The sequence below is a fragment of the Afipia massiliensis genome (genome assembly GCF_014203115.1).
GTDB lineage: Bacteria > Pseudomonadota > Alphaproteobacteria > Rhizobiales > Xanthobacteraceae > Afipia > Afipia massiliensis.
Genome location: NZ_JACHIJ010000005.1, coordinates 219,146 through 244,066, shown reverse-complemented (window position 1 = coordinate 244,066; position 24,921 = coordinate 219,146). Strand labels below are relative to the sequence as shown.

Sequence of the window (24,921 nt, the reverse complement as noted above, 5' to 3'; positions counted from 1 at the left end):
GGTCCTGCGGCAATTGCGATACTGCAGGTGACCCGTCGGCATGCTATCACTCGTACTCAGAGTACGTCACCGCAAAGGAACAAATTGTTACTCGAACTTGGAATTGTTGCCGTTCTCATCGTCATCAACGGCCTGCTCGCGATGTCGGAGCTTGCCATTGTCTCATCCCGCCCGGCGCGATTGACGGGCCTGGTTGAAAAGGGCGTGAGCGGTTCGCGCCGCGCGCTCGCATTGGCGTCCAATCCCGGAAAATTTCTCTCCACCGTGCAGATCGGCATCACGCTTGTCGGCGTGCTCTCGGGCGCATTCTCCGGCGCGACGCTCGGCCCGCGGCTGTCCGCTTGGCTCGTAAGCATCGGATTGTCACAAGGCGTCGCCGACGCAATTGGTGTTGGCGTGGTGGTCACGCTGATCACTTATGCCTCGCTCATTGTCGGTGAACTGGTGCCGAAGCAGATCGCGCTGCGCGATCCCGAGGCGGTCGCGGTGAAGGTCGCGCCGGCCATGGTCGTGCTTGCAAAAATCTCGTTGCCGCTGGTGTGGATTCTCGATCGCTCGGGCAAGGCCTTGCTCTGGGCGCTCGGCCATCGTGGCGACGCAGAGGAAAAGGTGAGCGAAGAGGAAATCCGCACGCTCGTGGTGGAAGCGGAGAATGCCGGCGTGCTCGAACCCGGCGAAAAGGAGATGATCGCAGGCGTGATGCGGCTCGGCGATCTTTCCGTTGGAGCGGTGATGACGCCGCGCCACGAAGTCAGCATGATCAATCTGTCGGAGCCTCCGGAAGCGATACGATTTGCATTCAAGGAAAGTTCGCACTCCCGGCTGCCGGTGTTCGACGGCGAGGAAACGCTCGGTATCGTGCAAGCCAAGGACATGCTGGATGCGTATCTTTCAGGCAAGGTACCCGACATTCGCGACCTGATCCGCGAAGCGCCAGTGATTCCCGAAACGGTGGATGCGCGCGATGTGGTCGCGATCCTGCGCGACTCGCCGGTTCACATGGGACTGGTGCACGATGAGTACGGCACGTTTCAGGGCGTCGTCACCAGCGCCGACATTCTCGAATCCATCGTCGGCAGCTTTCACACCCGGGAAGGGCCCGCCGAACCGGCTTTCGTCAAGCGCGACGACGGATCGTTTCTCATCGCGGGATGGATGCCGGCGCTTGAATTCGCGCACCTGCTCGACATTGCGTTGCCCGCATCGCGCCCGTACCAGACGTTCGCGGGCTTCCTGCTGGAGAAATTCGGCGCGATCCCGTCGGTCGGGCAAAGCATCAATGCCGATGGCTGGAAATTCGAGGTGGTCGATCTCGACGGCCGCCGCATCGACAAGGTGCTGGCCAGCAAGGAGTAAGGAGAGTTACGTCATTGCGAGCGAAGCGAAGCAATCCAGAAGCAACAAGCAAGACTGGATTGCTTCGTCGCAAGTGCTCCTCGCAATGACGGTTCTCTTGAAGGTTTTATCCGGGCTTACAGTCCCGCCTTCTCGTTCTGGTCGTAGACCAGCCGCGCGACCTGCGTGAGCCGGTCGCGGTCGGTGCCGCCGCTCACGACATAGCCCACGCCGCGATCGGCCCAGAACAGCGCGCCGTTGCTGCCGCTTGCGGCATAGCGCATCTGCGTCGTCTCGGTTTCCGCGCGCGAGGCGAAGATCGTGAAGCGCTCGCCCGATGCGGTTTCGTACATCAGGAACGACGCGGGGCCGGTGGGGCCGGGCAGCAGCCGTCCGCCGACCAGCTTCAGTCCGCTATCGCCCAGCTCCGGCGCACGCACCTGCCAGCCACAGCGCTTGGTCAGCCACTGTTGCAGATGCGCGCGTTCGCTGCCCGCCACTTCGACGGGATGACGGACTTCGACGACGTAAAGCTTGTGTGCTTCCAGCGCGTCGCCGGTGAAATTCGCGAACACCGACGGCGTCGCGCTTGCACCCCGGACAGCCCAGCCGACGCCGCCGCCGACGGCGAACGCCAGCAGCGACGCGGCGATGGCGCCCATCATCCAGCGGCGCGGCGGCCGCGACAACTGATCGACCGAGAGACGCGCGGGCACCGGCTCGTCCGCAACTGCCGCGTATTTCGCATGCAGCGCATCGCTCATTGTGCGCCATGAGGTCACCCGCGCGGCGTCGTCGGGATGCGCCGCGAGCCATGCCTCGACCGCCACGCGCCGCTCCGCGGGAAGTTCGTTGTCCACGTAGGCGTGAAGCTCGTCTTCGGTGACGGGAATGTTGTGGTCGGTCATCTTCGTTGTCTCTCGTCTTCAGTATCTTGCGGCAGCAACGGCGTCATCGTCGTGAAAAAGTGGGGTGGAGGTTACGCAAGGTACAGAGTTGACCTCCACCCCGCGCGCCGATCGCATGGCGTTCAGCGCGCCACCCTCTCCACACGGGAGAGGGAGAAGAAAGCAGGTCTCCCCATTCATCGCGCATCAAGTCCATCTCGCTCGTCCCCTGTCGTGTCTTACTTCACGCGCCGCAGCGCCGGGCGTTCGCCCTCGATGACGGCCCTCACATGCGCCCGCGCACGGGCGAGCCGCGACATCACCGTGCCGATCGGCACACCCTGAATGTCGGCAACGTCGCGGTAACTCAGACCTTCCAGCACCACCAGCAGCAGCACTGCGCGCTGGTCTTCCGCGAGCGTGGCGAGCGCGCGGGAAATGTCGCGGCCCTCGGCCTCGGTGCCGGAGGCATCGGCGGTGGTGTCGTGCAATTCCATCATCGTCGGCTGCCGCGCCAGCGAGCGGCGGCGGTTGCGGTTGAGGTTGGTCAAAATCGTGTAGAGCCAGGCGCGCAGGTCGCCGCCCAGAAACAGTTTCTCCGAGCGCAGCGCCCGCACCAGCGTGTCCTGCACCAGATCGTCCGCGATGTCCGTGTCCCGCGCCAGCGCGCGCGCGTAGCGCCGCAGGGCCGGGATCATGGTCTCGACGCTATGGCGGAAATCGTTGCTCATCCAGGTCGTCCGATGCGGCGGCGCATTTGCCGTTCTACTCTGAAAAACACCGCAAACAGGGGAGTATTCCGGCGGTTTTGCCCGTTAAGGTTAGGGCTGCGCCGTTGGTCCGGCTTGAACGGCCATGGCGCCTATGTCATGAGGGGCGTCCCTTCACGCGACAATCTGGACTAGTGATCCGGTTCTGACATTCGTATCGTATCTTTCGCAGGCACTTTTGCGAATGTCAGAGCCAAAGGATCACTAGAATAATGGTTTGCTAGTGTCCTTTCGTATCCGACGTTCGCTCGGAAGGTGCTGAGAAATGAAGCGAACGTCGGATACGGGACACTAGGTGATGGCTGAAAATATGGGCCTGATGCGCGGCAAGCGCGGCGTTATCCTCGGTGTGGCGAACAACCGCTCGATTGCTTACGGCATCGCGAAATCGTGCCGCGATCAGGGCGCGGAACTCGCGCTGACCTGGCAGGGCGATGCGCTGAAAAAGCGCGTCGAGCCGCTGGCCAAGGAACTCGGCGCAATCACGCTTGGCCATTGCGACGTCACCGATCCGGCGACCATCGATGCGGTGTTTGCCGAGGTGAAGAAGCAGTGGGGCAAGATCGATTTCGTGGTCCACGCCATCGCGTTCGCGGACAAGGATCAGCTCGACGGCCGCTATCTCGAAACCACGCAGGAGAACTTCACCAACTCCATGCTGATCTCGTGTTACTCGCTGACCGCGATCACCCAGCGCGCCGAGCACCTGATGACCGACGGCGGCTCGATCCTGACGCTGTCGTATTACGGCGCGGAAAAGTGGATGCCGCATTACAACGTGATGGGCGTCGCCAAGGCCGCGCTCGAGGCCAGCGTGCGTTATCTCGCGGCGGACCTCGGCGAGAAGAACATCCGCGTCAACGCCATCTCGGCGGGACCGATCAAGACGCTGGCCGCGTCGGGCATCGGCGATTTCCGCTACATCCTGAAGTGGAACGAGGCCAACGCGCCGCTGCGCCGCAACGTGACGCAGGAAGAAGTCGGTGACAGCGCGATGTATCTGCTGTCCGATCTGTCGCGCGGCGTCACCGGCGAAGTGCACCACGTCGATTCCGGTTATCACGTCACCGGCATGAAGCGCCCCGAAGCGCCGGACATCTCGCTGGGCGGCAAGGAATAGCGTCACCCAAGGCGCGGCGTCATCCTGAGGTGCGAGCGACGGTTGTCGCGAGCCTCGAAGGATGACATGTCCAATTTCCGGTCGTGCCGCCATCCTTCGAGGCTCGCCATAAGAACGGCTCGCACCTCAGGATGACGGCCAAAAGCAAAAGAGTATCGATGCCATCTCCCACCGTTTACTTCGTCCGTCACGGCCAGACCGAATGGAACGCCGCGGGCCGCTTTCAGGGCACGCAGGACATTCCGCTGAACGATCTCGGCAAGGAACAGGCGATCCGCTCCGGCGAACTGCTGGTCGATATCCTCGCGCGGGATTCCCACATCCCGGCCAAGATGCCGTTCGTGTCGTCGCCGCTCGGCCGCGCCCGCAACACGATGGAATTGCTGCGCGGCGCGCTTGGCGTGCCGCCGCACGACTATGAGCTCGATGACCGCTTGCGCGAGATCGGCTACGGCCACTGGGAAGGCTCGACCCTGCCGCAGATGGAGCTATCGCACCCGGAGGTCTTCGCGGAACGCCAGGTCGACAAGTGGGGTGTGCCGCCGCCGGGCGGCGAGAGCTACGCCTCGGTGACTATCCGCATGCGCGACTGGTACGACTCGCTCATTCAGGACACGGTGGCGGTGTCGCATGGCGGCTCGATGCGCGCGCTTCTGGTGGCGCTCGATGTCGAGACCCCGGTCGGGGCATCGGACCTCATGGTGGAGCAGGGCGTGGTCTATGTTTTCGCCGACGGGCAGGTCACGAAGCATAGTTAAGGCTTCCTTAAGGTGACACTTTAAGCGCCTCAGATTTGACCCTCAGAGGCGCGCGCGTTACGACTTTACGTCAATTTTCGCGAATAGCGGGTCCGCGGCCTGCCGGGTATTTTCCTATGTCCTTCAACACCTTCGGCCATATGTTTCGCGTCACCACCTTCGGCGAAAGCCACGGGCCGGCGCTCGGCTGCGTGGTTGACGGTTGCCCGCCGCAGATCCCGCTGACGGTGGAGGAGATTCAACTGGATCTCGACCGCCGCCGCCCCGGCCAGTCGCGTTTCACCACCCAGCGGCAGGAAGCCGATCAGGTCAAAATCCTGTCCGGGGTGATGGACACCGACAAGGGCCAGGTCACCACCGGCACGCCGATCGCGCTGATGATCGAGAACACCGACCAGCGCTCGAAGGACTATTCCGAGATCAAGGACAAGTTTCGTCCGGGCCACGCCGACTTCACCTATGAGGCGAAGTACGGCCTGCGCGACTATCGCGGCGGCGGGCGCTCCAGCGCGCGCGAGACCGCGGCGCGGGTCGCGGCCGGTGCCATCGCGCGCAAGCTCATGCCCGATGTGAAGGTGCGCGGCGCGCTGGTGCAGATGGGTCCGCACAAGATCGACCGTGCCGCATGGGACTGGGACGAGGTCGGCCGCAATCCGTTCTTCTGCCCGGACAAGGCGAAGGCCGAGTTCTTCGCCGAGTATCTCGACGACATCCGCAAGCGCGGGTCGTCCATCGGTGCTGTGGTCGAGGTCGTCGCCGAAGGCGTGCCTGCCGGATTGGGCGCACCGATCTACGGCAAGCTCGACAGCGATCTCGCGCTGGCGCTGATGAGCATCAACGCGGTGAAGGGCGTCGAGATCGGCGCGGGCTTTGGCGCGGCTGAGCTGCACGGCGAGGAAAACGCCGACGAGATGCGGATGGGCAATAACGGCCCGGTGTTCCTGTCGAACCATGCTGGCGGCATTCTCGGCGGCATCTCGACCGGGCAGGCGGTGGTCGCGCGCTTCGCGGTGAAGCCGACGTCGTCGATCCTGACGCCACGCCGCACCATCGACAAATCCGGCGCGGACACCGACATCATGACCAAGGGCCGCCACGATCCCTGCGTCGGCATCCGCGCGGTGCCTGTCGGCGAGGCGATGATGGCCTGTGTGATCGCGGATCACCTGCTGCGACATCGCGGCCAGGTCGGCGGCTAGCCGTATCGGTAGGATAGCTTCAGGCTGTAGGTCAGGACGAGCAGGGTGATCCACAGCCGCAGCATGGCGAAGCTGAAAATGAACACGAAGAAGATAAGGTTCTTGACGAAGTGGCCGTGCGGCGCGGCCTGTCCGTAAACCCAGATCGCATTTCGTACCAACCCCTGCACGAAGCCAAGTCCAAGATAGATCGCGCCGAGGACGACAATCGCGGAGCCGATCCAGATCGCGCGACGCCCCAGTTCGCGCATGGCCGAGAAGAAGCCGATGGCGCCGTTGTTTGCTTCCGCGCCGATCACCATTAGCAGCACCAGCGACGCCACCGCAGCGCTCCAGAATTTGCCGGCGATCGTGAACTGATCGAAGGCCATGCCGTCGAGGCCGAACATCATGTTCGGCGCAAACCTGGCGTACCCGGCGAGGCTCACGACGGCGAACGCTGCAAGCATCAGCAAGACGATCCGCCAGAGGATGCCGCGGGCGAGCTTGAGCTGCTCGACAAATGTCAGGGAGCCGAGGCCGGTGTGACCGTCCGCGAGTTCGATCGAGCGCTGCGTCACGAGCACGAAGGCCATCAGAACGGAGATGCTGGCGACGATGATTGCGGGCAGTGCGATCGGGCCGCCGCCATAGGCGAGGACGCGCATGGTGGTGGCAAGCACCAGCCAGGGCAGGGCTTCAAGAAAGCGAAACGGACCGAACGATGTGTTCGGGCGGCTCAGACGGTCCTGGCGAAGCGTGATCGACATCCGGCCAGTCAAGCCAGATGCGGGTGAACAGCCGGTGGGGGCGAAGCCTAAAATTGAAGGGAAATGCCGTGCGGATGGCGGAAACAAGCCCGATCTGCGGCGTTAGGACCTTGGCCAGTAATGTCGCCGGCTATCCTGGTTCAGGACGGCCGCGATGCGCCGTCTGTGGCGCAGGCCTGCCGATGGACACGGGTCATGGACACGCGTGCCGGCTCGGGCAAGACGCCGTTTTCGGTGAAAATCGTCACGCGCGACGATCTGAAATCGTGCGCTGTCTGGCAGTCGATGTTCGCCCCCGAGCGGAAGGATCATCGCTATTACGAGATTGTCGAGGACGCGCTCACCGACAGGTTCGAATACCGGTATTTCGCCATTGTCGATGACAGCGGAAAAACACGGGCCATCCAGCCGTTCTTCCTGATCGATCAGGATATCATGGAAGGCGTCAGGCCCGAACGGGTGCGCTGGGTCTCACTCATCCGCCGGATCAATCCGCGCTTTCTCAAACTGCGAACCCTGATGGTCGGTTGCTCCGCAGGCGAGGGGCATCTTGCCTGCGCGCACGATCTGCCGGCCGCTGTTGCAGCGGAATCGCTGTCGCGAGAGATCGTCAAACATGCGCGGGCGCTGGGCGCGGATCTTATCGTTTTGAAGGAATTTCCGGCGCGGTACCGTGAAACTCTGGCGTGCTTTGTGAAAGCCGGATTTACCCGTGCTCCGAGCATGCCGATGACCATGCTCAATGTCGACTATGACAGCTTCGATGCTTACGCCTCGAAGGCCATCAGCGGCAACTCGCGCCGGCACTTCCGCAAGAATCTCAAGGCGACGGAGGGTGAATGCATTCGCATGAGCGTCACCGATGACGTCTCGGCCCAGCTCGACGAAATCTATCCGCTCTATCTGCAGGTGTACGAACGCTCAAAACTTCGCTTCGAAAAACTGACCAGGGATTACTTCCGCCAGCTAAGCGTACGAATGAAGGACAAGGTCCGTTTCCTGCTCTGGCACCGCGGCAACAGGCTGGCTGCCTTCGGCATGTTCATGATTCAGGAGGACCAGTTGTTCTCCGAGTATCTCGGCTTCGACTATGCCGTCGCGCTCGATCTGCACCTCTATCACTACGTGGTCCGGGACATGACGACCTGGGCGATCGAGCGCGGATTTAAAGGGATCCGCAGCAGCGGCCTCAACTACGATCCGAAGCTGCGTTACGGACATCGGCTCGACCCCATCGACCTTTATGTACGTCACGTCTCGCCGCTGTTGAATCCCGTCATGAAGCTGGCCCTGCCGTGGCTGCAGCCGGTGCGCTATGACGCCACGTTGAAGAAGTTCCCGAACTATGGCGATTTGTGGTGAGCGCGGGGCGTCATCGATCTTGACCAGGCCCGGTCTGCCGTCGCAAAACGGATCGCATGCAGGCTGTAAACCTTCAGGGCGTCACGGACTGGCTCATCAGCGGAGCACAGTCGGCAAGGCGCGTCGATGAGTTCGTGATCGAGACGTGCCAACGCATGATCGATGGCGGACTGCCATTGTCACGCGTCGGCGTGTTCGTCACCACGCTTCATCCCAACATGGTCGGCCGCAATTTCATCTGGCGGCGCGGCTCCGGCGTGACCATGGGCAGCATGGCCTATGGGTCCGAGGAGTCCGACGACTATCTCTCGAGCCCGCTTGCCACCGTGTTCGAGCAGGGGCTGGAAGTGCGACGCCGGTTGCTCGACGAGAAGGTGGGCAACTCGCCGTTTCTCGCAGAGATGCGTGCCAGCGGTGCGACCGATTACATCGCGCTCCCGCTTCACATGTCCGATGGCGCAACTCATGCATCGAGCTGGATGACGCAACATGCCGAGGGCTTCAGCGACGCGCAGATCGACGGCCTGCGGTCGCTGATGCCGACCCTGACACGCATGATCGAAATCTGGCTGCTGCGGCGGACCGCGGCCGGCCTGCTCGACAACTATGTCGGAGCCCGCGCCGGCGCGCGCATTCTCGCCGGGCAAATCCGCCGCGGCCATACCGAATCCATGCATGCTGCGATCTGGCTGTCGGACCTGCGCGGTTTCACGCCGCTGTCGGATCGGCTGTCGTCCGAAGCGGTGGTCGATGTGCTGAACACCTATTTCGACTGTCAGGTGCCGGCGATCCTGGACAATGGCGGGGAAGTCCTGAAGTTCATGGGCGACGGCTTGCTCGCGGTGTTTCCGATCACCGACAAGGAAGGCGATACCGCAACCGTCTGCCGGCGCGTGCTGGAGGCCGCGCGCGCGTGCCGCGCCAGTGTGGCAGCGATGAGTTACGCCTATGAGCGCGAAACGCTCGACAACTTCCGCTTCGGGCTGGCGTTGCACATCGGCAAGGTGCTGTACGGCAATATCGGCGGCGGCGACCGGCTCGATTTCACCTGTATCGGACCGGCGGTGAATCTGGCCGCCCGCATCGAGAAGATCACCGGACGTCTCAACCGCACGGTGCTGGCGTCTACCGAATTCGCCAGCCATGTCGATGCCGGGTGGACCGACCTCGGCCTGTTCTCGGTGGCGGGATTTTCCGCCGCCGAGCGTGTGTATGGCCTGGCGGACGAGACGCCTGCCACGAACGGCGCGCGGCAGCCGCAGTCGCCGGCCAGCGCGAGCTAGCGCCAAGGTTCGGCAAGCCGTTGTTACTGTCCAAAAAGAAAACGGCGGCTGTGAAGCCGCCGTTTCCGTGTCGTGATGGGTACGCGCTTTAGGCAGCGCGGACGTTGGTGAGGAATTTCTCGACCTCGACCTTGAGACGGGCGCTGTCGGTGGACAGCATCTGGGCTGCGGACAGGACCTGGCCGGAGGCGGCCCCGGTTTGGCCGGCGCCGCGGCTGACATCGGTGATGCTGGTGGCGACTTCGCCGCTGAGCGATGCAGCCTGCTGGACGTTGCGGGAGATTTCCTGTGTCGCGACACCTTGCTCTTCTACCGCCGCGGCAATTGCCGCGGAGATTTCCGAGATCGAGTTGATAGTCTTGCCAATCTCCTTGATGGTCGAAACCGATTCCTGCGTCGCGGTCTGCATGCCTGCGACCTGGGCGCTGATTTCGTCGGTGGCCTTGGCGGTCTGGGCCGCCAGGGCTTTCACCTCGGAGGCGACCACGGCGAAACCACGTCCGGCTTCGCCAGCGCGGGCCGCTTCGATGGTGGCGTTGAGCGCGAGCAGGTTGGTCTGCTCGGCCACCGCCGTGATCAGCTTCACCACGTCGCCGATCCGGGCGGCAGCCTGCGACAGTTCGGTGATGCTGGTGTCGGTCTTCTGGGCCTGACGCACGGCCTCGGAGGCGATGCGGCTAGACTCCTGGACCTGACGGCCGATCTCGCCGACCGACGAAGTGATTTCCTCGGTGGCGACCGCGACCGACTGGACGTTGCTGGAGACTTCCTGCGAGGCGGCGGCGGCTTCGTCCGAGGTCTTGCCGGTGGATTCCGCCGTCGTGGTGAGGGTGTTGGCGGCTGCTTCCAACTCGGTGGAGGACGACGACAGCGAGCCGACCAGTTCGCCGATCAGCTTTTCGAAGTCGCGGGTGATGCCATCGACCCGCTGGCCGCGTGCGATCTTGGCATCGGCGTCGGCTGCGGCGGCTTCATCCGCGGCTTTCTTGGCGATCAGGGCTTCCTTGAACACCTGAAGCGTGTCGGCCATGGTCCCGATTTCGGTCTTTTCACCCTGATGCGGCACGTTGGCGGTGAGATCACCCTCGCCGAGCGCCTTCATCGGAGTCACGATCGAGGCAATGCCGCGCGTGACACCTCGGACGAGATAGAAGCTGAAGGCAAGGCCGGCGACCAGCCCAAGGCCGAGGATGACGAGCCCAAGCTGGACAGCCGTTGAATAGTTATCGTTCGCCCTCTGGCCCTCGGTCGCAGCGCCCTTGCTGTTCATTTCGACCAGCCGGGTCAGCGTCTCGTCCACTTTGATCCCGATTGGGGAGGCCTTCTCGAAATTCAGATCCTGCGCCATGGAGCTTTCGCCCTTGCGGGATGTCTCGAGAACCTCATTGGCGGCGCCGAGATACTCCTGCCAGATTTTGACCAGCTCGCCATAGACGGCGCGTTCCTCGGGCGACGAGATCAGGGCCTGATACTTCTGGTTGGCCTGATCGTAGGCTTGCAGGCGGCCTGCAAGGGTCTTGTCGATCTTGGCCTTGGCGTTGTCGTCGAACGTCAGGAAATGGTCACGGAGGAAAGCGCGGTAGCGCGCGGCCTGGGTCTGCATGTCTCCGAGCCAGCGAACGCTGGGAAGCCAGACCGTCTGAATCTGCTGCGCCGAGGCATTGATCGAGCGCATTTGAAGCATGCCGAAGAGATTCGTCGCGGCCAAAGTCAGCAGAAAGAACGACACGATTCCGATCAGTTTGGCGCGGATGGAGAGCTTGGACAGCATCGTCGTGATCCTTGGTTATCGATTTTTCTAACCGGATGCCGAAGGAGCCAGACCAGGACGAGGATCGGGCGAAAGGACGGGGTGGCAATTTCCAGTCGAATGCCGACGCCGTTCTGACGCCGGATTCGCGGACGGAATCATCAGGTATTCCCGTGAAATGTTAGTAAATGAGACACCCTCCGCGTCGGTCTGACGCGGCAATCGCGGACATAAAAAAGGGCGGCTGAATCAGCCGCCCTTTTGCCGGTATCGATGCTGCGACGAACTTACGCCGCGCGCACGTTGGTGAGGAATTTCTCGACCTCGGTCTTGAGGCGGGCGCTGTCGGTGGACAGCATCTGCGCTGCGGAGAGGACCTGGCCGGAGGCAGCTCCGGTCTCCCCGGCACCGCGGCTGACATCGGTGATGCTGGTAGCGACTTCGCCGCTGAGCGATGCCGCCTGCTGGACGTTGCGCGAGATTTCCTGGGTCGCGGCACCCTGTTCCTCGACAGCCGCTGCGATGGTCGATGAGATTTCGGAAATCAGTGTGATGGTCTTGCCGATTTCCTTGATGGTCGAGACCGATTCCTGCGTCGCGGTCTGCATGCCGGCGACCTGGGCACTGATCTCATCGGTGGCCTTGGCGGTCTGGGCTGCCAGCGCCTTCACTTCGGAAGCGACCACTGCAAAACCACGTCCGGCGTCGCCGGCGCGGGCTGCTTCAATGGTGGCGTTGAGCGCGAGCAGGTTGGTCTGCTCGGCCACCGCCGTGATCAGCTTCACCACGTCGCCGATCCGTGCAGCAGCCTGCGACAGTTCGGTGATGCTGGTGTCGGTCTTCTGCGCCTGACGCACGGCCTCGGAGGCGATGCGGCTGGATTCCTGAACCTGACGGCCGATTTCGCCGACCGACGAAGTGATCTCCTCGGTGGCGACCGCGACCGACTGAACGTTGCTGGAGACTTCCTGCGAAGCGGCGGCGGCTTCGCCCGAGGTCTTGCCGGTGGATTCCGCCGTCATGGTCAGCGTATTCGCGGCAGCCTCGAGTTCAGTCGATGACGACGACAGCGAGCCGACCAGTTCGCCGATCAGCTTCTCGAAGTCGCGGGTGATGCTGTCGACCCGCTGGCCGCGCGCGATCTTGGCGTCGGCGTCGGCTGCGGCGGCTTGGTCGGCGGCTTTCTTGGCGATCAGTGCTTCCTTGAACACCTGAAGGGTGTCGGCCATGGTGCCGATTTCGGTCTTCTCGCCCTGATGCGTCACGGTGGCGGTGAGATCGCCTTCGCCGAGCGCCTTCATCGGTGTGACGATCGAGGCAATGCCCTTTGTCACGTCGCGCACGAGGTAGAATCCGGCGGCAATGCCGCCGAGCGCTGCGATTGCAAGCAGGACGAGCACAGCGCGGAAGGACATCGCGTAGCCATCGTTGGCCGCCTTCCCGGCGTCGTCGCCGCCGGTGTTGTTGAGTTCAACGAGCTTGTTCAGCGTGGTTTCGAGAGCCCGGCCGACCGGGACCGTCCGCTGTTCCAGCACTTGAAGCGCCTTTCCGGCCTCGCCGTTGCGCGATGCAGTCAGCACCTCTTCGGCGGCCTTGATATAGTTTTGGCCTTCAGCGCGGGCTTGTTCAAAGAGCTTTTGCTCTTCCGGCGAACTGATCAGGGGTTCGTAGCGCTTGACGGCCTCGGTGTAATCCCGAACGCGGGCTGCCAGCGAGTTCTCCGCATCGGCTCGCCCCTTGGCGTCGGTGGCGAGGAGGTGGTCTCGGAGGTTGACGCGGTGCCGGGCAACTTGTGTCCGCAACTCGCCCAGCCATCGAACGCTCGGGAGCCAGCTCGTTTGAATATCCTGCGCGGAAGTATTGATCGAGCGCATCTGGAATACGGCGAAGACGCCAGTCACCAGCAGAGCGAGGAGCAGAAAGGAAATAACGGAGATGATCTTGGTGCGAATGGAAAGCCTTGAGAGCATTTGAACGAGTCCTTGGGTTTTTCTAACCCGTTGGCGGACAGGACGCTGATGACGGCCGTGTCCGGATGCAGCGCTGTCGGCGCAACGAAGTGCGGAGGGGCATTACCAGTCGAATGCCGCAGCCTTCAGGCCTGGATTCGCAATTGAATCATGAACAGATCAGGTGAAATGTTAGTAAAGGTACTTCTTCACCATACGCGTATCTGTGCTGCACGCGTTGCGCGGCATGCAAAAAAATCGGCGGCCGTGATGGCCGCCGATTTCGAAGTGTCTGTTTTGTGAGCGCTTAGGCGGCGCGGACGTTGCTGAGGAATTTCTCGACCTCGATCTTGAGGCGGTTGCTGTCGGTGGACAGCATCTGCGCCGCAGAGAGAACCTGGCCGGACGCGGCCCCGGTTTCGCCGGCGCCGCGGCTGACGTCGGTGATGCTGGTGGCGACCTCGCCGCTCAGCGATGCGGCCTGCTGGACGTTGCGCGAGATTTCCTGGGTCGCCGCGCCCTGTTCCTCAACCGCCGCTGCGATGGCCGAGGAGATTTCCGAGATCAGCGTGATGGTCTTGCCGATCTCCTTGATGGTCGAGACCGATTCCTGCGTCGCGGTCTGCATGCCGGCGACCTGGGCGCTGATTTCGTCGGTGGCCTTTGCGGTCTGGGCTGCCAGCGCCTTCACTTCGGAAGCGACCACTGCAAAACCACGTCCGGCATCGCCGGCGCGCGCCGCCTCGATGGTGGCGTTGAGCGCGAGCAGGTTGGTCTGCTCGGCCACCGCGGTGATCAGCTTGACCACATCGCCGATGCGGGCTGCGGCCTGCGACAGTTCGGTGATGCTGGTGTCTGTCTTCTGGGCCTGACGCACCGCCTCGGAAGCGATGCGGCTGGATTCCTGCACCTGACGGCCGATTTCGCCGACCGAGGAAGTGATCTCCTCGGTGGCGACGGCGACCGACTGGACGTTGCTGGAGACTTCCTGCGAAGCGGCGGCGGCCTCGCCCGAGGTCTTGCCGGTGATTTCGGCGGTGGACGTCAGGGTGTTGGCGGCAGCCTCAAGCTCGGTGGAGGACGACGACAGCGAGCCGACCAGTTCGCCGATCAGCTTTTCGAAGTCACGGGTGATGCCGTCGACGCGGTGGCCGCGCGCGATCTTGGCATCGGCGTCGGCAGCGGCGGCTTCATCCGCGGCTTTCTTGGCGATCAGGGCTTCCTTGAACACCTGAAGGGTGTCGGCCATGGTGCCGATTTCGGTCTTCTCGCCCTGATGCGGCACGTTGGCGGTGAGATCGCCTTCGCCGAGCGCCTTCATCGGCGTCACGATCGAGGCAATGCCCTTTGTCACGTCGCGGATCAGATAGAATCCGGCGACAAGACCCAGGACGATAGCAAGACCCAGCGCAATCACAACCATCTTGAAGGCGGCGTTGTAGCCGTCGCTGGCGGCCTGGCCAGCGTCGTCGGCGCCCTTGTTGTTCAGATCGACGTCCTTCTTCAGGATACCGTCGGCCTTGATCCCGATCAGGTTGACGGTCATCGTATTCAGGTCATGTGCTTCGCGTGGATACGAGCCGGCGGCCTTGCGCGACAGGGCCATCACTTCCTGGGTGCCCTTCCGGTAGCTGTCCCACACCTGAACCCACTCGTTGTACAGCGCGCGTTCCTCCGGCGAGGTGATCATCTTCTCGTAGGCCTGACGGAGCTTGGTGTTGCTCTCGACAACCAGCTCCAGCGTCTTTTCCTGCGCAAGCTTCTCTTCGATCAGCTCCGACAGCATGTGTTCGCGGATCACGTTGCGATAGGTGATGACACCTGCGCGCAGTTCACCGAGCACGCGAACGCTGGGCAGCCAGCTGTTCTGGATTTCGGAGGCGCTGGTGTAGATTCCCTGCATCTGACGGACGGCGAGCAGTCCCATGACCGACATGGCCACAAGCAGGAATGCGATAACGGCAGTGAGCTTGGCGCGAATGGACATCCTGGAGAGCATGGTGGGATCCTGAGTCTTTCTGACCAGTTTGATCGATGGATGAGTCGGCAGAGTGGGCGGTGTGCCGGAACGGCGATGGCTGATCGAATACCGGCCCGCTTTCAGCGGCTCGGATTCGCTCATTCTCAATTTCGTTGCGTGAAGTGAAATGTTCGTAAAGGTGTTTCGCCGCCGGCGGCGGAAAGCGCGTTTCGCTTGCGGCGTTTGCGCCGATGCCGGATGCGCTGAGCGCATGAGTCGCTGCTCGCGTCCATCATGCAAAAAGCCGGCGGTGCTTTCGCGCCGCCGGCCTCAGAATGTTCGCCAGGCGAATCGCGTCAGGCGGCGCGGATCGTCGAGAGGAAGTTGCGGACTTCCATTTGCAGGTGGTTGCTTTCCTTCGACAGCGACTGTGCGGCGGAAAGCACCTGCGCCGAAGCTGCACCGGTCTCGCCGTTGCTGCGGTCCACGTCGGTGATGTTGGTCGCGACGCGCATGCTGAGTTCGGCGGCCTGCTGCACATTGCGCGCGATTTCCTGCGTCGCGGCACCCTGTTCTTCCACCGCAGCGGCGATGGTCGAGGAGATTTCCGACATCAGGTTGATGGTGCTGCTGATCTCCTTGATCGTGACCACGGAATCGCCGGTGGCGATCTGCATGTCGGAGATCTGCGCGGTGATCTCGTCGGTCGCCTTCGCGGTCTGCGCGGCGAGCGCCTTGACCTCGGAGGCGACCACGGCGAAGCCACGGCCGGCTTCGCCGGCGCGTGCGGCCTCGATGGTGGCATTGAGCGCGAGCAGGTTGGTCTGGTCGGCGATGGCGGTGATGAGCTTCACCACGTCGCCGATGCGGTTGGCGGCCTGCGACAGTGCTGCGATGCTGGTGTCGGTCTTCTCGGCCTGCTGGACGGCAACCTGGGCAACGCGGCTGGATTCGAGCACCTGACGGCCGATTTCCTGAACCGAAGAGGTGATCTCCTCGGTGGCGGTGGCGGTGGACTGGATGCTTTCCGACACGTCGTGCGACGCGTTCGCAGCCGCGCTGGAGAGCTGCCGGGTGTTGTCGGCGGCGCTGGTCAGCGTGCTGGCGGTGGCTTCCATTTCGGTGGAGGCCGACGACAGTGAACTGATCAGTTCGCCGATCATGCCCTCGAAGCTGCCGGTGGCCTTGTCCAGCATTTCGGCGCGGCGCATCTTGATGGCGGCCTCAGCCGCGGCGGCCTCGTCGGCAGCCTTCTTGGCGATCATGGCGTCCTTGAACACCTGGACAGTGTCGGCGATCTGGCCGATCTCGGTGCTCTCGCCCTGATGAGGAACCTGCGTGGTGAGATCGCCGGTGGCCAATGCGCGCATCGGGGTCAGGACCGAGCCGATGCCGCGGGCGACATCGCGCACGATCAGGACAGCGGCGCAAAGCCCCGCCAGCACCATGGCGATCAGGGCCGCCAGCACGATGCGGAACGCCATCTCGTAGTCGTTTTCAGCCTTCAAGCCGGAGGCCGCAGCACCATTGTCGTTCAACTCGACAAGCTTTGTCAGCACCGCGTCCATGCTGCGGCCAGCGACGGTGGCGCGCTGCGCATTGACGGCCCGTGCCTGCGCTGTCTCGCGCTTGCGGGCATGGGCGATGACTTCGTCGGCGGCTTCGCGGAAGGTCTTCCAGGTCGCTGACAGTTCCTTGTATAGGGCGGCTTCCTGCGGCGAGGAAATCATCGGCTCATAAGCCTTGTTCGCGGTGTCGTAATCCTTGGCGCGGGCATCGAGATTGCGCTGGATATCCGCCATGAACTTCTCGTCCGGCTCGGTGAGATAGTCGCGCAGCACTGCCCGGTAGCGCGCAGACTGGGTGCGCAATTCGCCGACCAGGCGGACGCTCGGCAGCCAGCTTGTCTTGATGACCTGCGCGGAGGCGTTGATCGCCCGCATTTCCACGATGGCGAAGACACCCATGGCGGTGAGGGCAACGAGCAGGATGGAAACGAGGGCGATGAGCTTGGTTCGAATGGAGAGCCGGGAAAGCATGAATGGTCCTCTTAGGGTCTTTCTGACCCGTTCAAGAAAATACGAATCCAAACGCTGCCGCTTGGCTGTCGAAACAAGTTCGACGCCTGGGAAGGCTTGGCGGTGTTGGCAATTTCCAGTCGGCGGCCCGTCATCAATGAGGGCATCCGCGATCCGAAACGTAAACAAATTCCGTGAAATGTTGGTAAATGCCTCCGGATCGGGCAACCGGCCCGAAAAAGGGCGTGAATGGGGGTTGCTGTGTACAGGAAGGGGGCGGCCCGGGTTTTAGCTTTCCGGTTCGGACGGACCGTGCCACCATCCAGATCTGAACGATGGGAGGTCCGCCATGCGCTGGTGTGTCTCGATCGGAGCGGTGCTTGTTGCGGGAGCTATCGCCGGCGGGGATGTTGCTGGCCTCGCGGCACCGGCTGCGCCGCCTTCGTCCACGCAGGCTACCGACGAAGCCAAGCGGGTCGATGTCGAACTGATCCTGGCGGTCGACGTCTCCTATTCCATGGACATGGATGAACTGGCGCTCCAGCGCGAAGGCTATGCGCTCGCGGTCACCTCGAAAGAGTTTTTGCAGGCGCTGAAGACCGGGCCGACCGGCAAGGTCGCGGTGACCTACTTCGAATGGGCGGCGGCAAGCGACCAGAAGATCGTCGTGCCGTGGCGGGTGATCGACGGCCCGGAATCGGCCGGCGCGCTGGCCGAGGAAATCCTGAAAGCGCCACTGCGCCGCGCCTCGCGGACCTCGATCTCGGGCGCGATCAATTTCGCCATGCCGCTATTCGAGGCCAACAACTATCAGGGGCTGCGCCGGGTGATCGATATTTCGGGCGACGGGCCGAACAACAACGGCGAGCCGGTGACGGTGGCGCGCGACGCCGCGCTGGCCAAGGGCGTCACCATCAACGGCCTGCCGATCATGTCCAAGGAAACCAACTACGCGACGATGGATATCGAGAATCTCGACATTTACTACGAGGACTGCGTGATCGGCGGGGCGGGATCGTTCGTGGTGCCGATCAAGACAAAGGAGAAGTTCAAGGAGGCGATCCGGACCAAGCTGGTGATGGAGGTCGCGCATCGGGTGCCGGAGCCGCGCATCGTGCCGGCCGCGACCCGCGAGCCGCGCATCTCATGCCTGATCGGCGAGAAGATCTGGCAGGAGCGCTGGGGACGATAGCTATCGCTTGAACCGCGCCACCAGTTCCACATGCGGGGTGTGGCGGAACTGATCGACCGGCGTAACGCTGTCGATCTTGAATCCACCGTCGATCAGGATGCGGGCGTCGCGCGCGAACGTCGCGGGATTGCATGACACCGCGACGGCGAGGCCGATCTTGCTCGCGGCCAGTTGCTGCGCCTGCGCCTGCGCGCCCTGACGCGGCGGATCGAACACCACGCCATCGTAGTCGCGCAGCTCCTGCGGCATCAGCGGACGGCGGAACAGGTCGCGCGCCTCGGCCTTGATCGGCTTGAGGCCCTGCGTCAGCTTCACGGCGTTCTGCAGCGCCGCCACCGCGACCGCATCGCTGTCGAACGCCGACACCTTGAATTTCTCCGCAAGGCGAAACGCGAACGGACCGAACCCGCAAAACAGATCGGCGATATGCTTCGCGCCCTTGGCCCGCGCGAAGGCGAGTTCAGCCAACGTTGCTTCGCCCAAAGCGGTCGGCTGCATGAACGAACCCGGCGGCAGCGTGACCTGCGCCTTGCCGACGCGCACCACCGGCGGGTTGCGCATGATGACCAGTTCGCCGTGGCGCGTCAGCCGCGCGAGATTGTGTCTTTCGGCGAGCTTCGACAGCGACGTCAGCAGCGCGGTGCCGAGCGGGCCGGAGCCGCGCACATCGACGTCGAGGCCGTTGTCCGCCGCGGTGACTTGAATATCGAGCGGCTTGCTCACCGGCCTGAGCAACTCCGCGATCTCGTTCGCCGCCTCGATTGCGCCGTCCATTGCGGGATCGAGGATCGGGCAGTGATCGATGGCGATGATCTCGTGGCGTCCGGCGGCGGCGAAGCCGACGCGCAGAATGCCCTGCTGGCTCTGCCGCGCGTGCAGCGTCATGCGGCGGCGGCCCGTGCCGTGCGCGTCGATCAGCTCACCGACCTCGCAGTCGATCCCAGCATGATGCAGCGTGTCGATCACAAGCTGCCGCTTCCATGTCCGATAGGCGTCCGGCTGCCAGTGCTGGATCGCGCAGCCGCCGCAGGTGCCGAAATGCGGACAGAACGGATCGATCCGCTGCGGGCTCGCAGTCACCACATGCGCGAGCACGCGGCGATCCGGATGGCCGGGTGAGGGCAGCACGTCGACGGTTTCGCCGCCGAGTGCATAGGGCACGTAGATGTTTGCGTTGTCAGCAAGCGCGACGCCGTCGCCGAAATGGCCGACATGATCGATGGTGAGGCGTTCAGTCATGATGCCTAGCCGCGCCGCGCGCCGATGAAGAACTCGGCGTTGCCGTCGCCGCCCGTGATCGAGGACGGAAACACCTTGATGTCGGTGCAGCCCAGCGATTCCGCGAAAGCGGCGATATCGTCGCAGACAGCCTTGTGAACGGCTCCGTCGCGGATGATACCCTTCTTGGAGTGTTTCCGCTCGGCCTCGAACTGCGGCTTGATCAGCGCGAGCAGATGGGTCGGCGCAGCCGCAATCGGCAGCACCGCAGGCAAGACAAGCTTCAGCGAAATGAAGCTGACATCGATCACCACGACATCGGGCCGAATCTCGAGGCGTCTGCCGGCGAGCGAGCGGATGTCGGTTTCCTCCATCGAAACGATTTTCGGGTTTCCGTGCAGGCTCGGATGCAACTGCCCGCGACCGACATCGATGGCGTAGACGAGACTCGCTCCGTTGGCGAGCAGGACCTCGGTAAAACCGCCGGTCGATGCACCGACATCGACGCAGACGTGATCCTCGAGGTCGATCGGGTATTGCTCCAGCGCGCCGGTGAGCTTGACGCCGCCGCGCGACACCCAGGGATGCGCGGGCTCGGCCGCGATCTCGGCGTCCGTTGCGATGGTTTCCGACGGTTTCAGAACCAGCTTGCCGTTGGCGATGACGCGGCCCGCCTCGATGGCAGCCTGAGCGCGAGCGCGGCTTTCGCACAGGCCGCGTTCAACCAGCAGAAGGTCCGCGCGCTTGCGTTCGGCCATGTCCTGCCTTTGTCAGACGTGCCTTGCCTGTAATCGTCAGGCCAGCTTCACCGTTTCGGACTTCATATCCTTGCCGAGCGCCTCGAACACCTTGGCGACGATGCCCTTGGCGTCGAGACCGGCCTGCGCATACATCGCCGCCGGCGAGTCATGATCGATGAAGGTATCCGGCAGCACGAGGTTACGCACGCGCACATGGCCGTCGAGCGCGCCATGATCGGCCAGCGTCTGCAGCACATGGGTGCCGAATCCGCCGATCGAGCCTTCCTCGATGGTGATGAGCACGTCATGCTCGCGCGCCAGCTTGAGGATCATGTCGAGATCGAGCGGCTTCATGAAGCGCGCATCGGCGACGGTGGTGGACAAGCCGAGCGTGTCGAGTTCATCGGCAGCCTTGAGACATTCGCCGAGCCGCGCGCCGAACGACAGCAGCGCGACCTTCGAGCCCTTCTTATCGGCTTGGCGCATGATGCGGCCCTTGCCGATCGGCAGTGGCACGCCGACTTCCGGCATATCGACGCCGCGGCCTTCGCCGCGCGGATAGCGCAGGGCGCTCGGCGCGTCATCGATCGCAACCTGCGTGGCGACCATGTGCACCAGATCGGCTTCATCCGCCGCCGCCATGATGACGAAGCCGGGGAGGCAGCCGAGATAGGCGTTGTCGAACGAACCGGCATGGGTCGGGCCGTCGGCGCCGACGAGGCCGGCACGGTCGATGGCGAAGCGCACCGGAAGGTGCTGGATCGCCACGTCATGGACGACCTGATCGTAGCCGCGCTGCAGGAACGTCGAATAGATCGCGCAGAACGGCTTGAAGCCCTCGGTGGCGAGGCCGGCTGCGAACGTCACCGCATGCTGCTCGGCAATGCCGACATCGAAGGTGCGCTTCGGGAAGGCCTTGGCGAACATGTCGACGCCGGTGCCGCCCGGCATCGCCGCGGTGATGGCGACGATCTTGTCGTCCTTCTGAGCTTCCTTGATCAGGCTCTGGCCGAACACGTTGGTGTAGGCCGGTGCATTGGACTTCGCCTTGACCTGCGCGCCGGTGGCGACATCGAACTTCGCGACGGCGTGATACTTGTCGGCGGCGGCTTCTGCCGGCCCGTAGCCTTTGCCTTTTTGAGTCACGACATGAACGAGGATCGGCCCCTTTTCCGCATCGCGCACATTCTGCAGCACAGGAAGCAGGTGATCGAGATTGTGGCCGTCGATCGGGCCGACATAGAAGAAGCCGAGTTCTTCGAACAGCGTGCCGCCGGTCACCATGCCGCGCGCGTATTCTTCGGCGCGCAACGCGCGGTCCTCGAAGAACTTCGGCAGCTTGTGCGCAAGATTCTTCAGCGCTTCGCGGGCGGAGGCGTAGGTCTTTCCCGACAGCAGGCGCGCGAGATAGGCCGACATCGCGCCGACCGGCGGTGCGATCGACATGTCGTTGTCGTTGAGGATGACGATCAGGCGCGAATGCATCGCGCCGGCATTGTTCATCGCTTCATAGGCCATGCCGGCGGACATCGAGCCGTCGCCGATCACGGCGATGACGTTGTTCTTGCCGCCGGTGAGATCGCGCGCCACGGCCATGCCGAGGCCGGCCGAAATCGATGTCGAGGAATGCGCGGCGCCGAACGGATCGTATTCGCTTTCGGCGCGCTTGGTGAAGCCGGACAGGCCGCCTCCGGTGCGCAGCGTGCGGATGCGGTCGCGGCGGCCGGTGAGAATTTTGTGCGGATAGGCCTGATGGCCAACGTCCCAGATGATGCGGTCGGCGGGCGTGTTGAACACATAATGAAGCGCGGTGGTCAGTTCGACAACGCCGAGGCCCGCGCCGAAATGACCGCCGGTCACCGATACTGCGTCGATGGTCTCGATCCGCAGTTCGTCGGCGAACTGGCGCAGTTGCTCGGGCTTGAGCTTGCGCAGCAGGTCGGGCGTCGGCGCCGCGTCGAGGAGAGGAGTCTTGCTCGAATTTGACACTTCAATTTATCCGCAATGATTTTGAGGGCGCCCGGCCCGGCACGCAAAATGCTCAGAAAGGTCCGAAACGGACCCGTGACTTATACCAATTCCAAAACAATGCCAATCCGTTAGGCAGGCGCGAAAAGTCTCACTTTTCGGGCATAAGGGGCCGGGAAATGACTGTTTAGAGCTCGAAATTGAGCTGCCGATGGTTCCCGCTTCGCGGGGGAGAGAGTGAGATTGCGCGAAACAGCGACAGCTTGGTGCTGTGCGAACTTACTGAACGTCGAGCGGTTCGGTGCCGGCAGCCTGACCGGACGCATCGGTGGTGATCTTGTCGACGCGCGCTTCGGCCTGACGCAACAGTTCCTCGCAGCGGCGCTTGAGGCTTTCGCCGCGCTCATAGATCGCGACCGATTCCTCGAGCGGCACCTTGCCGTCCTCGAGGCGCTTCACGATCGTTTCCAATTCCTCGATTGCGCGTTCGAAGCTGAGCTTCTTGACGTCCGCATGGGGAGTGTCGGTCATGATGCGAGTCCTGAATCGGTGATAGCGCTGCGGAATCTAGAAGCGATTTGCGGGCGCAATGTGGCGGCAATCTAGCGCGATTTGCGGCGGTGGGGGAAGAGGGCCGCCTCTCGTCATTGCGAGCCAAGCGAAGCAATCCAGAGCAACAGCAAGACTGGATTGCTTCGTCGCAAGCGCTCCTCGCAATGATGAAATCAATGCTAGTTGTTCATCAGCGCGGCGACGTGAACGGCGACCGAATCCCGCAAGCCCTGCAGGTCGTAGCCGCCTTCCAGCACGGAGACGATCCGCCCCTCGGCCGACTTGTCGGCGATTTCCATCAGCTTGCGCGTGACCCAGGCGAAATCTTCTTCGCGCAATTCGAGACTGCCGAGCGGATCGCGCCAGTGCGCATCGAAGCCCGCCGAAATCACAATCAGTTCGGGCTCGAAGGCTTCCAGTCGGGGGAGAATAGCAAGATCGAAGGCTTCGCGAAATTCGCGGCTGCCGTTGCCGGCGCGCAGCGGCGCGTTGACGATGGTGTCCTGATCGCCGCGCTCCTGCATGCTGCCGGTGCCTGGAAACAGCGGCATCTGATGGGTGGAGGCGTACATCACGGTCGGATCGGCCCAGAAGATTTCCTGGCTGCCGTTGCCGTGATGGACATCGAAGTCGACCACGCAGGCGCGCGTGATGCCGTACTTGCGCTGCGCGTAGCGCGCGGCAATCGCAGCGCTGTCGAAGAAGCAGAAGCCCATCGGCCGCGACGTTTCGGCGTGATGCCCCGGCGGACGGGTGCCGACAAACGCATTGGTGCGCTTGTTCTTCATCACCGCATCGACGGCGGCAACCGCACCGCCGGTGGCGCGCAGTGCGGCTTCCAATGTGCCCGGCGACATCGACGTATCGCCGTCGAGATAAACGATGCCGTCCTTCGGCGCGATGTGGCGCAACTCGTCGATATATTCGTTGCTATGGCAGAGTGCGACCACATCGAGATCCGCTTCCGGCGCGTCCACGCGGACCAGTGTCTTGAAGTGATCCGCCGACAAGCCTTCCTCGATCGCACGCAGCCGATCCGGCCGCTCGGGGTGGCCGGGCGCGGTCACATGGTTCAGGCCTGCTTTGTGGTGATAGTACAGTGTCGGCATGGACCGTTGTCTTTCTTCTGGTGCCGAAGGGATTCCTTGCAAGTGGCCTATATTAACGCGTCATGCCCGGGCTTGTCCCGGGCATCTGCGCCTTGACTTCGATATTAGCTGAGGATGCGGGCGGCCGATAAACCGCGCTCAGGCCTTCTTCTTGCGCGCAAAAAAGGCGCTGAAGGCGTTGCGCGCCTCGTCGGATTTCAGCCGCTCGCCGAAATGGTGCGATTCCTCGTCCATCCTGCGCTGCACATCTTCCCGCGCCGGCTTGAGCAGCTTGCGGGTCAGCGCCACCGCGTCCTTCGGCAGCGAGCCGATTTCACGCGCGACCTTGCGCGCCTCGGCTTCGGTATGCCCGGGCGCGACCACCGCGTTGACGAAACCGGCCTCGCGGGCTTCCTCCGCCGTGACGGTGCGGCCCATCACCAGCATGGAAAAGGCGCGCTGATATCCCATCACGCGCGGCGCGAGCAGGCTGGAGGCGGCTTCGGGAACCAGACCGAGATGGATGAACGGCGTCGAGAATGTCGCGGTGGAGCCCGCGACAACGTAGTCGCAATGAAACAGCATGGTGGTGCCGACGCCGACGGCGATGCCGTCGACCGCGCCGATCAGCGGCTTCTCGTTATCGGCGAGCGCCCTGAGAAACAGGGTCGCCGCCATCGGCCGCGAACTGTCGTCGTTCGACGTATTGGCTTTGGCGAAATCCTCAAGGTCATTGCCCGCGGTGAACACGCCAGCGCCACCGGAGATCACAATGCTGCGGATGTCCGGATCGGACTGCGCGGAATTGATCGCGTCGGCCATCGTTGTGTACATGCCCTGCGTCAACGCGTTCTTCTTGTCGGGCCGCCGCATGGTGATGATGCGCGCGCTATCCTCGTCGGTGACAGTTACGTGGTCGGTCATGGTCGTTCCCCGGAAATTGTGAAGGCGCTGCAGCATGGAGATGGCTGGCGCTGCCAGATTGTTCATCCTACATCATGGCCAGAACGGCAATCTTGGCCA

20 protein-coding genes are annotated in these 24,921 nt (G+C 63.2%); 7 read left to right on the top strand and 13 right to left on the bottom strand.

Going from position 1 to position 24,921, the window contains the following annotated elements; translation table 11 throughout:
- Positions 1 to 84 precede the first annotated feature (84 nt).
- Entirely contained in the window at positions 85 to 1,356 is a 1,272-nt protein-coding gene (locus HNQ36_RS18055; RefSeq protein ID WP_184087247.1) for a hemolysin family protein, read from the top strand.
- 116 nt (positions 1,357 to 1,472) lie between these two features.
- On the opposite strand, the gene HNQ36_RS18050 is transcribed toward HNQ36_RS18055, so the two are convergent.
- Positions 1,473 to 2,243, bottom strand: coding sequence for an anti-sigma factor family protein (locus HNQ36_RS18050; RefSeq protein WP_184087245.1), 771 nt, complete (start codon positions 2,241 to 2,243; stop codon positions 1,473 to 1,475).
- A 218-nt stretch (positions 2,244 to 2,461) separates the two neighbouring features.
- Positions 2,462 to 2,953 (bottom strand): sigma-70 family RNA polymerase sigma factor, encoded by a 492-nt coding sequence (locus tag HNQ36_RS18045; protein WP_046829818.1) that lies wholly within the window; start codon positions 2,951 to 2,953, stop codon positions 2,462 to 2,464.
- A gap of 337 nt (positions 2,954 to 3,290) precedes the next feature.
- On the opposite strand from HNQ36_RS18045, the gene fabI reads away from it, so the two are divergent.
- The 3 genes from fabI (at position 3,291) to aroC (ending at position 6,069) form a co-directional block, all read left to right on the top strand.
- Positions 3,291 to 4,112 carry an enoyl-ACP reductase FabI gene (gene fabI / locus HNQ36_RS18040; protein WP_184087243.1) on the top strand — a complete coding sequence of 274 codons (822 nt, stop codon included), beginning with the start codon at positions 3,291 to 3,293 and terminating at the stop codon, positions 4,110 to 4,112.
- 158 nt (positions 4,113 to 4,270) lie between these two features.
- The gene (locus HNQ36_RS18035) at positions 4,271 to 4,870 is read left to right on the top strand and encodes a histidine phosphatase family protein (RefSeq protein WP_184087241.1); all 600 of its coding nucleotides are present in this window, start codon (positions 4,271 to 4,273) and stop codon (positions 4,868 to 4,870) included.
- 116 nt (positions 4,871 to 4,986) lie between these two features.
- Complete coding sequence (gene aroC, locus HNQ36_RS18030) at positions 4,987 to 6,069, top strand: chorismate synthase (protein ID WP_184087239.1); 1,083 nt, start codon at positions 4,987 to 4,989, stop codon at positions 6,067 to 6,069.
- On the opposite strand, the gene HNQ36_RS18025 is transcribed toward aroC, so the two are convergent.
- Complete coding sequence (locus HNQ36_RS18025; protein WP_184087237.1) at positions 6,066 to 6,818, bottom strand: hypothetical protein; 753 nt, start codon at positions 6,816 to 6,818, stop codon at positions 6,066 to 6,068. The two genes, aroC and HNQ36_RS18025, sit on opposite strands and share 4 nt — an antisense overlap.
- 195 nt (positions 6,819 to 7,013) lie before the next feature.
- Here HNQ36_RS18025 and HNQ36_RS18020 point away from each other — a divergent pair, with 195 nt between their 5' ends.
- Entirely contained in the window at positions 7,014 to 8,180 is a 1,167-nt protein-coding gene (locus HNQ36_RS18020) for a GNAT family N-acetyltransferase (protein WP_184087235.1), read from the top strand.
- A 56-nt stretch (positions 8,181 to 8,236) separates the two neighbouring features.
- Complete coding sequence (locus HNQ36_RS18015) at positions 8,237 to 9,463, top strand: adenylate/guanylate cyclase domain-containing protein (protein WP_184087233.1); 1,227 nt, start codon at positions 8,237 to 8,239, stop codon at positions 9,461 to 9,463.
- A gap of 88 nt (positions 9,464 to 9,551) precedes the next feature.
- Here the strand turns inward: HNQ36_RS18015 and HNQ36_RS18010 are convergent, their stop codons facing one another.
- The 4 genes from HNQ36_RS18010 to HNQ36_RS17995 all read right to left on the bottom strand — a co-directional run bounded on the left by HNQ36_RS18010 (position 9,552) and on the right by HNQ36_RS17995 (position 17,161).
- Complete coding sequence (locus HNQ36_RS18010; protein ID WP_184087231.1) at positions 9,552 to 11,234, bottom strand: methyl-accepting chemotaxis protein; 1,683 nt, start codon at positions 11,232 to 11,234, stop codon at positions 9,552 to 9,554.
- A gap of 266 nt (positions 11,235 to 11,500) precedes the next feature.
- The gene (locus HNQ36_RS18005) at positions 11,501 to 13,183 is read right to left on the bottom strand and encodes a methyl-accepting chemotaxis protein (RefSeq protein WP_184087229.1); all 1,683 of its coding nucleotides are present in this window, start codon (positions 13,181 to 13,183) and stop codon (positions 11,501 to 11,503) included.
- 286 nt (positions 13,184 to 13,469) lie between these two features.
- Positions 13,470 to 15,161, bottom strand: coding sequence for a methyl-accepting chemotaxis protein (locus tag HNQ36_RS18000; RefSeq protein ID WP_184087778.1), 1,692 nt, complete (start codon positions 15,159 to 15,161; stop codon positions 13,470 to 13,472).
- Between the two features lie 317 nt (positions 15,162 to 15,478).
- Positions 15,479 to 17,161 carry a methyl-accepting chemotaxis protein gene (locus HNQ36_RS17995; RefSeq protein WP_184087227.1) on the bottom strand — a complete coding sequence of 561 codons (1,683 nt, stop codon included), beginning with the start codon at positions 17,159 to 17,161 and terminating at the stop codon, positions 15,479 to 15,481.
- A 328-nt stretch (positions 17,162 to 17,489) separates the two neighbouring features.
- Between HNQ36_RS17995 and HNQ36_RS17990 the strand changes: the two genes are divergently transcribed.
- Positions 17,490 to 18,332, top strand: coding sequence for a DUF1194 domain-containing protein (locus HNQ36_RS17990; protein ID WP_184087225.1), 843 nt, complete (start codon positions 17,490 to 17,492; stop codon positions 18,330 to 18,332).
- On the opposite strand, the gene HNQ36_RS17985 is transcribed toward HNQ36_RS17990, so the two are convergent.
- The 6 genes from HNQ36_RS17985 to HNQ36_RS17960 all read right to left on the bottom strand — a co-directional run bounded on the left by HNQ36_RS17985 (position 18,333) and on the right by HNQ36_RS17960 (position 24,822).
- The gene (locus tag HNQ36_RS17985) at positions 18,333 to 19,571 is read right to left on the bottom strand and encodes a class I SAM-dependent RNA methyltransferase (protein ID WP_184087223.1); all 1,239 of its coding nucleotides are present in this window, start codon (positions 19,569 to 19,571) and stop codon (positions 18,333 to 18,335) included. It lies immediately after the preceding gene.
- A 5-nt stretch (positions 19,572 to 19,576) separates the two neighbouring features.
- The gene (locus tag HNQ36_RS17980; RefSeq protein WP_184087221.1) at positions 19,577 to 20,308 is read right to left on the bottom strand and encodes a TlyA family RNA methyltransferase; all 732 of its coding nucleotides are present in this window, start codon (positions 20,306 to 20,308) and stop codon (positions 19,577 to 19,579) included.
- 36 nt (positions 20,309 to 20,344) lie between these two features.
- Positions 20,345 to 22,279: a 1-deoxy-D-xylulose-5-phosphate synthase gene (gene dxs, locus HNQ36_RS17975; protein WP_184087219.1), complete on the bottom strand. Its 1,935-nt coding sequence runs from the start codon at positions 22,277 to 22,279 to the stop codon at positions 20,345 to 20,347.
- A gap of 258 nt (positions 22,280 to 22,537) precedes the next feature.
- Positions 22,538 to 22,789 (bottom strand): exodeoxyribonuclease VII small subunit, encoded by a 252-nt coding sequence (locus tag HNQ36_RS17970; protein ID WP_184087217.1) that lies wholly within the window; start codon positions 22,787 to 22,789, stop codon positions 22,538 to 22,540.
- A 200-nt stretch (positions 22,790 to 22,989) separates the two neighbouring features.
- A complete protein-coding gene (locus HNQ36_RS17965) occupies positions 22,990 to 23,919 on the bottom strand; it encodes a histone deacetylase family protein (protein WP_184087215.1) in 930 nt (309 codons plus the stop codon).
- Between the two features lie 138 nt (positions 23,920 to 24,057).
- A complete protein-coding gene (locus HNQ36_RS17960; protein ID WP_184087213.1) occupies positions 24,058 to 24,822 on the bottom strand; it encodes a crotonase/enoyl-CoA hydratase family protein in 765 nt (254 codons plus the stop codon).
- Positions 24,823 to 24,921 lie beyond the last annotated feature (99 nt).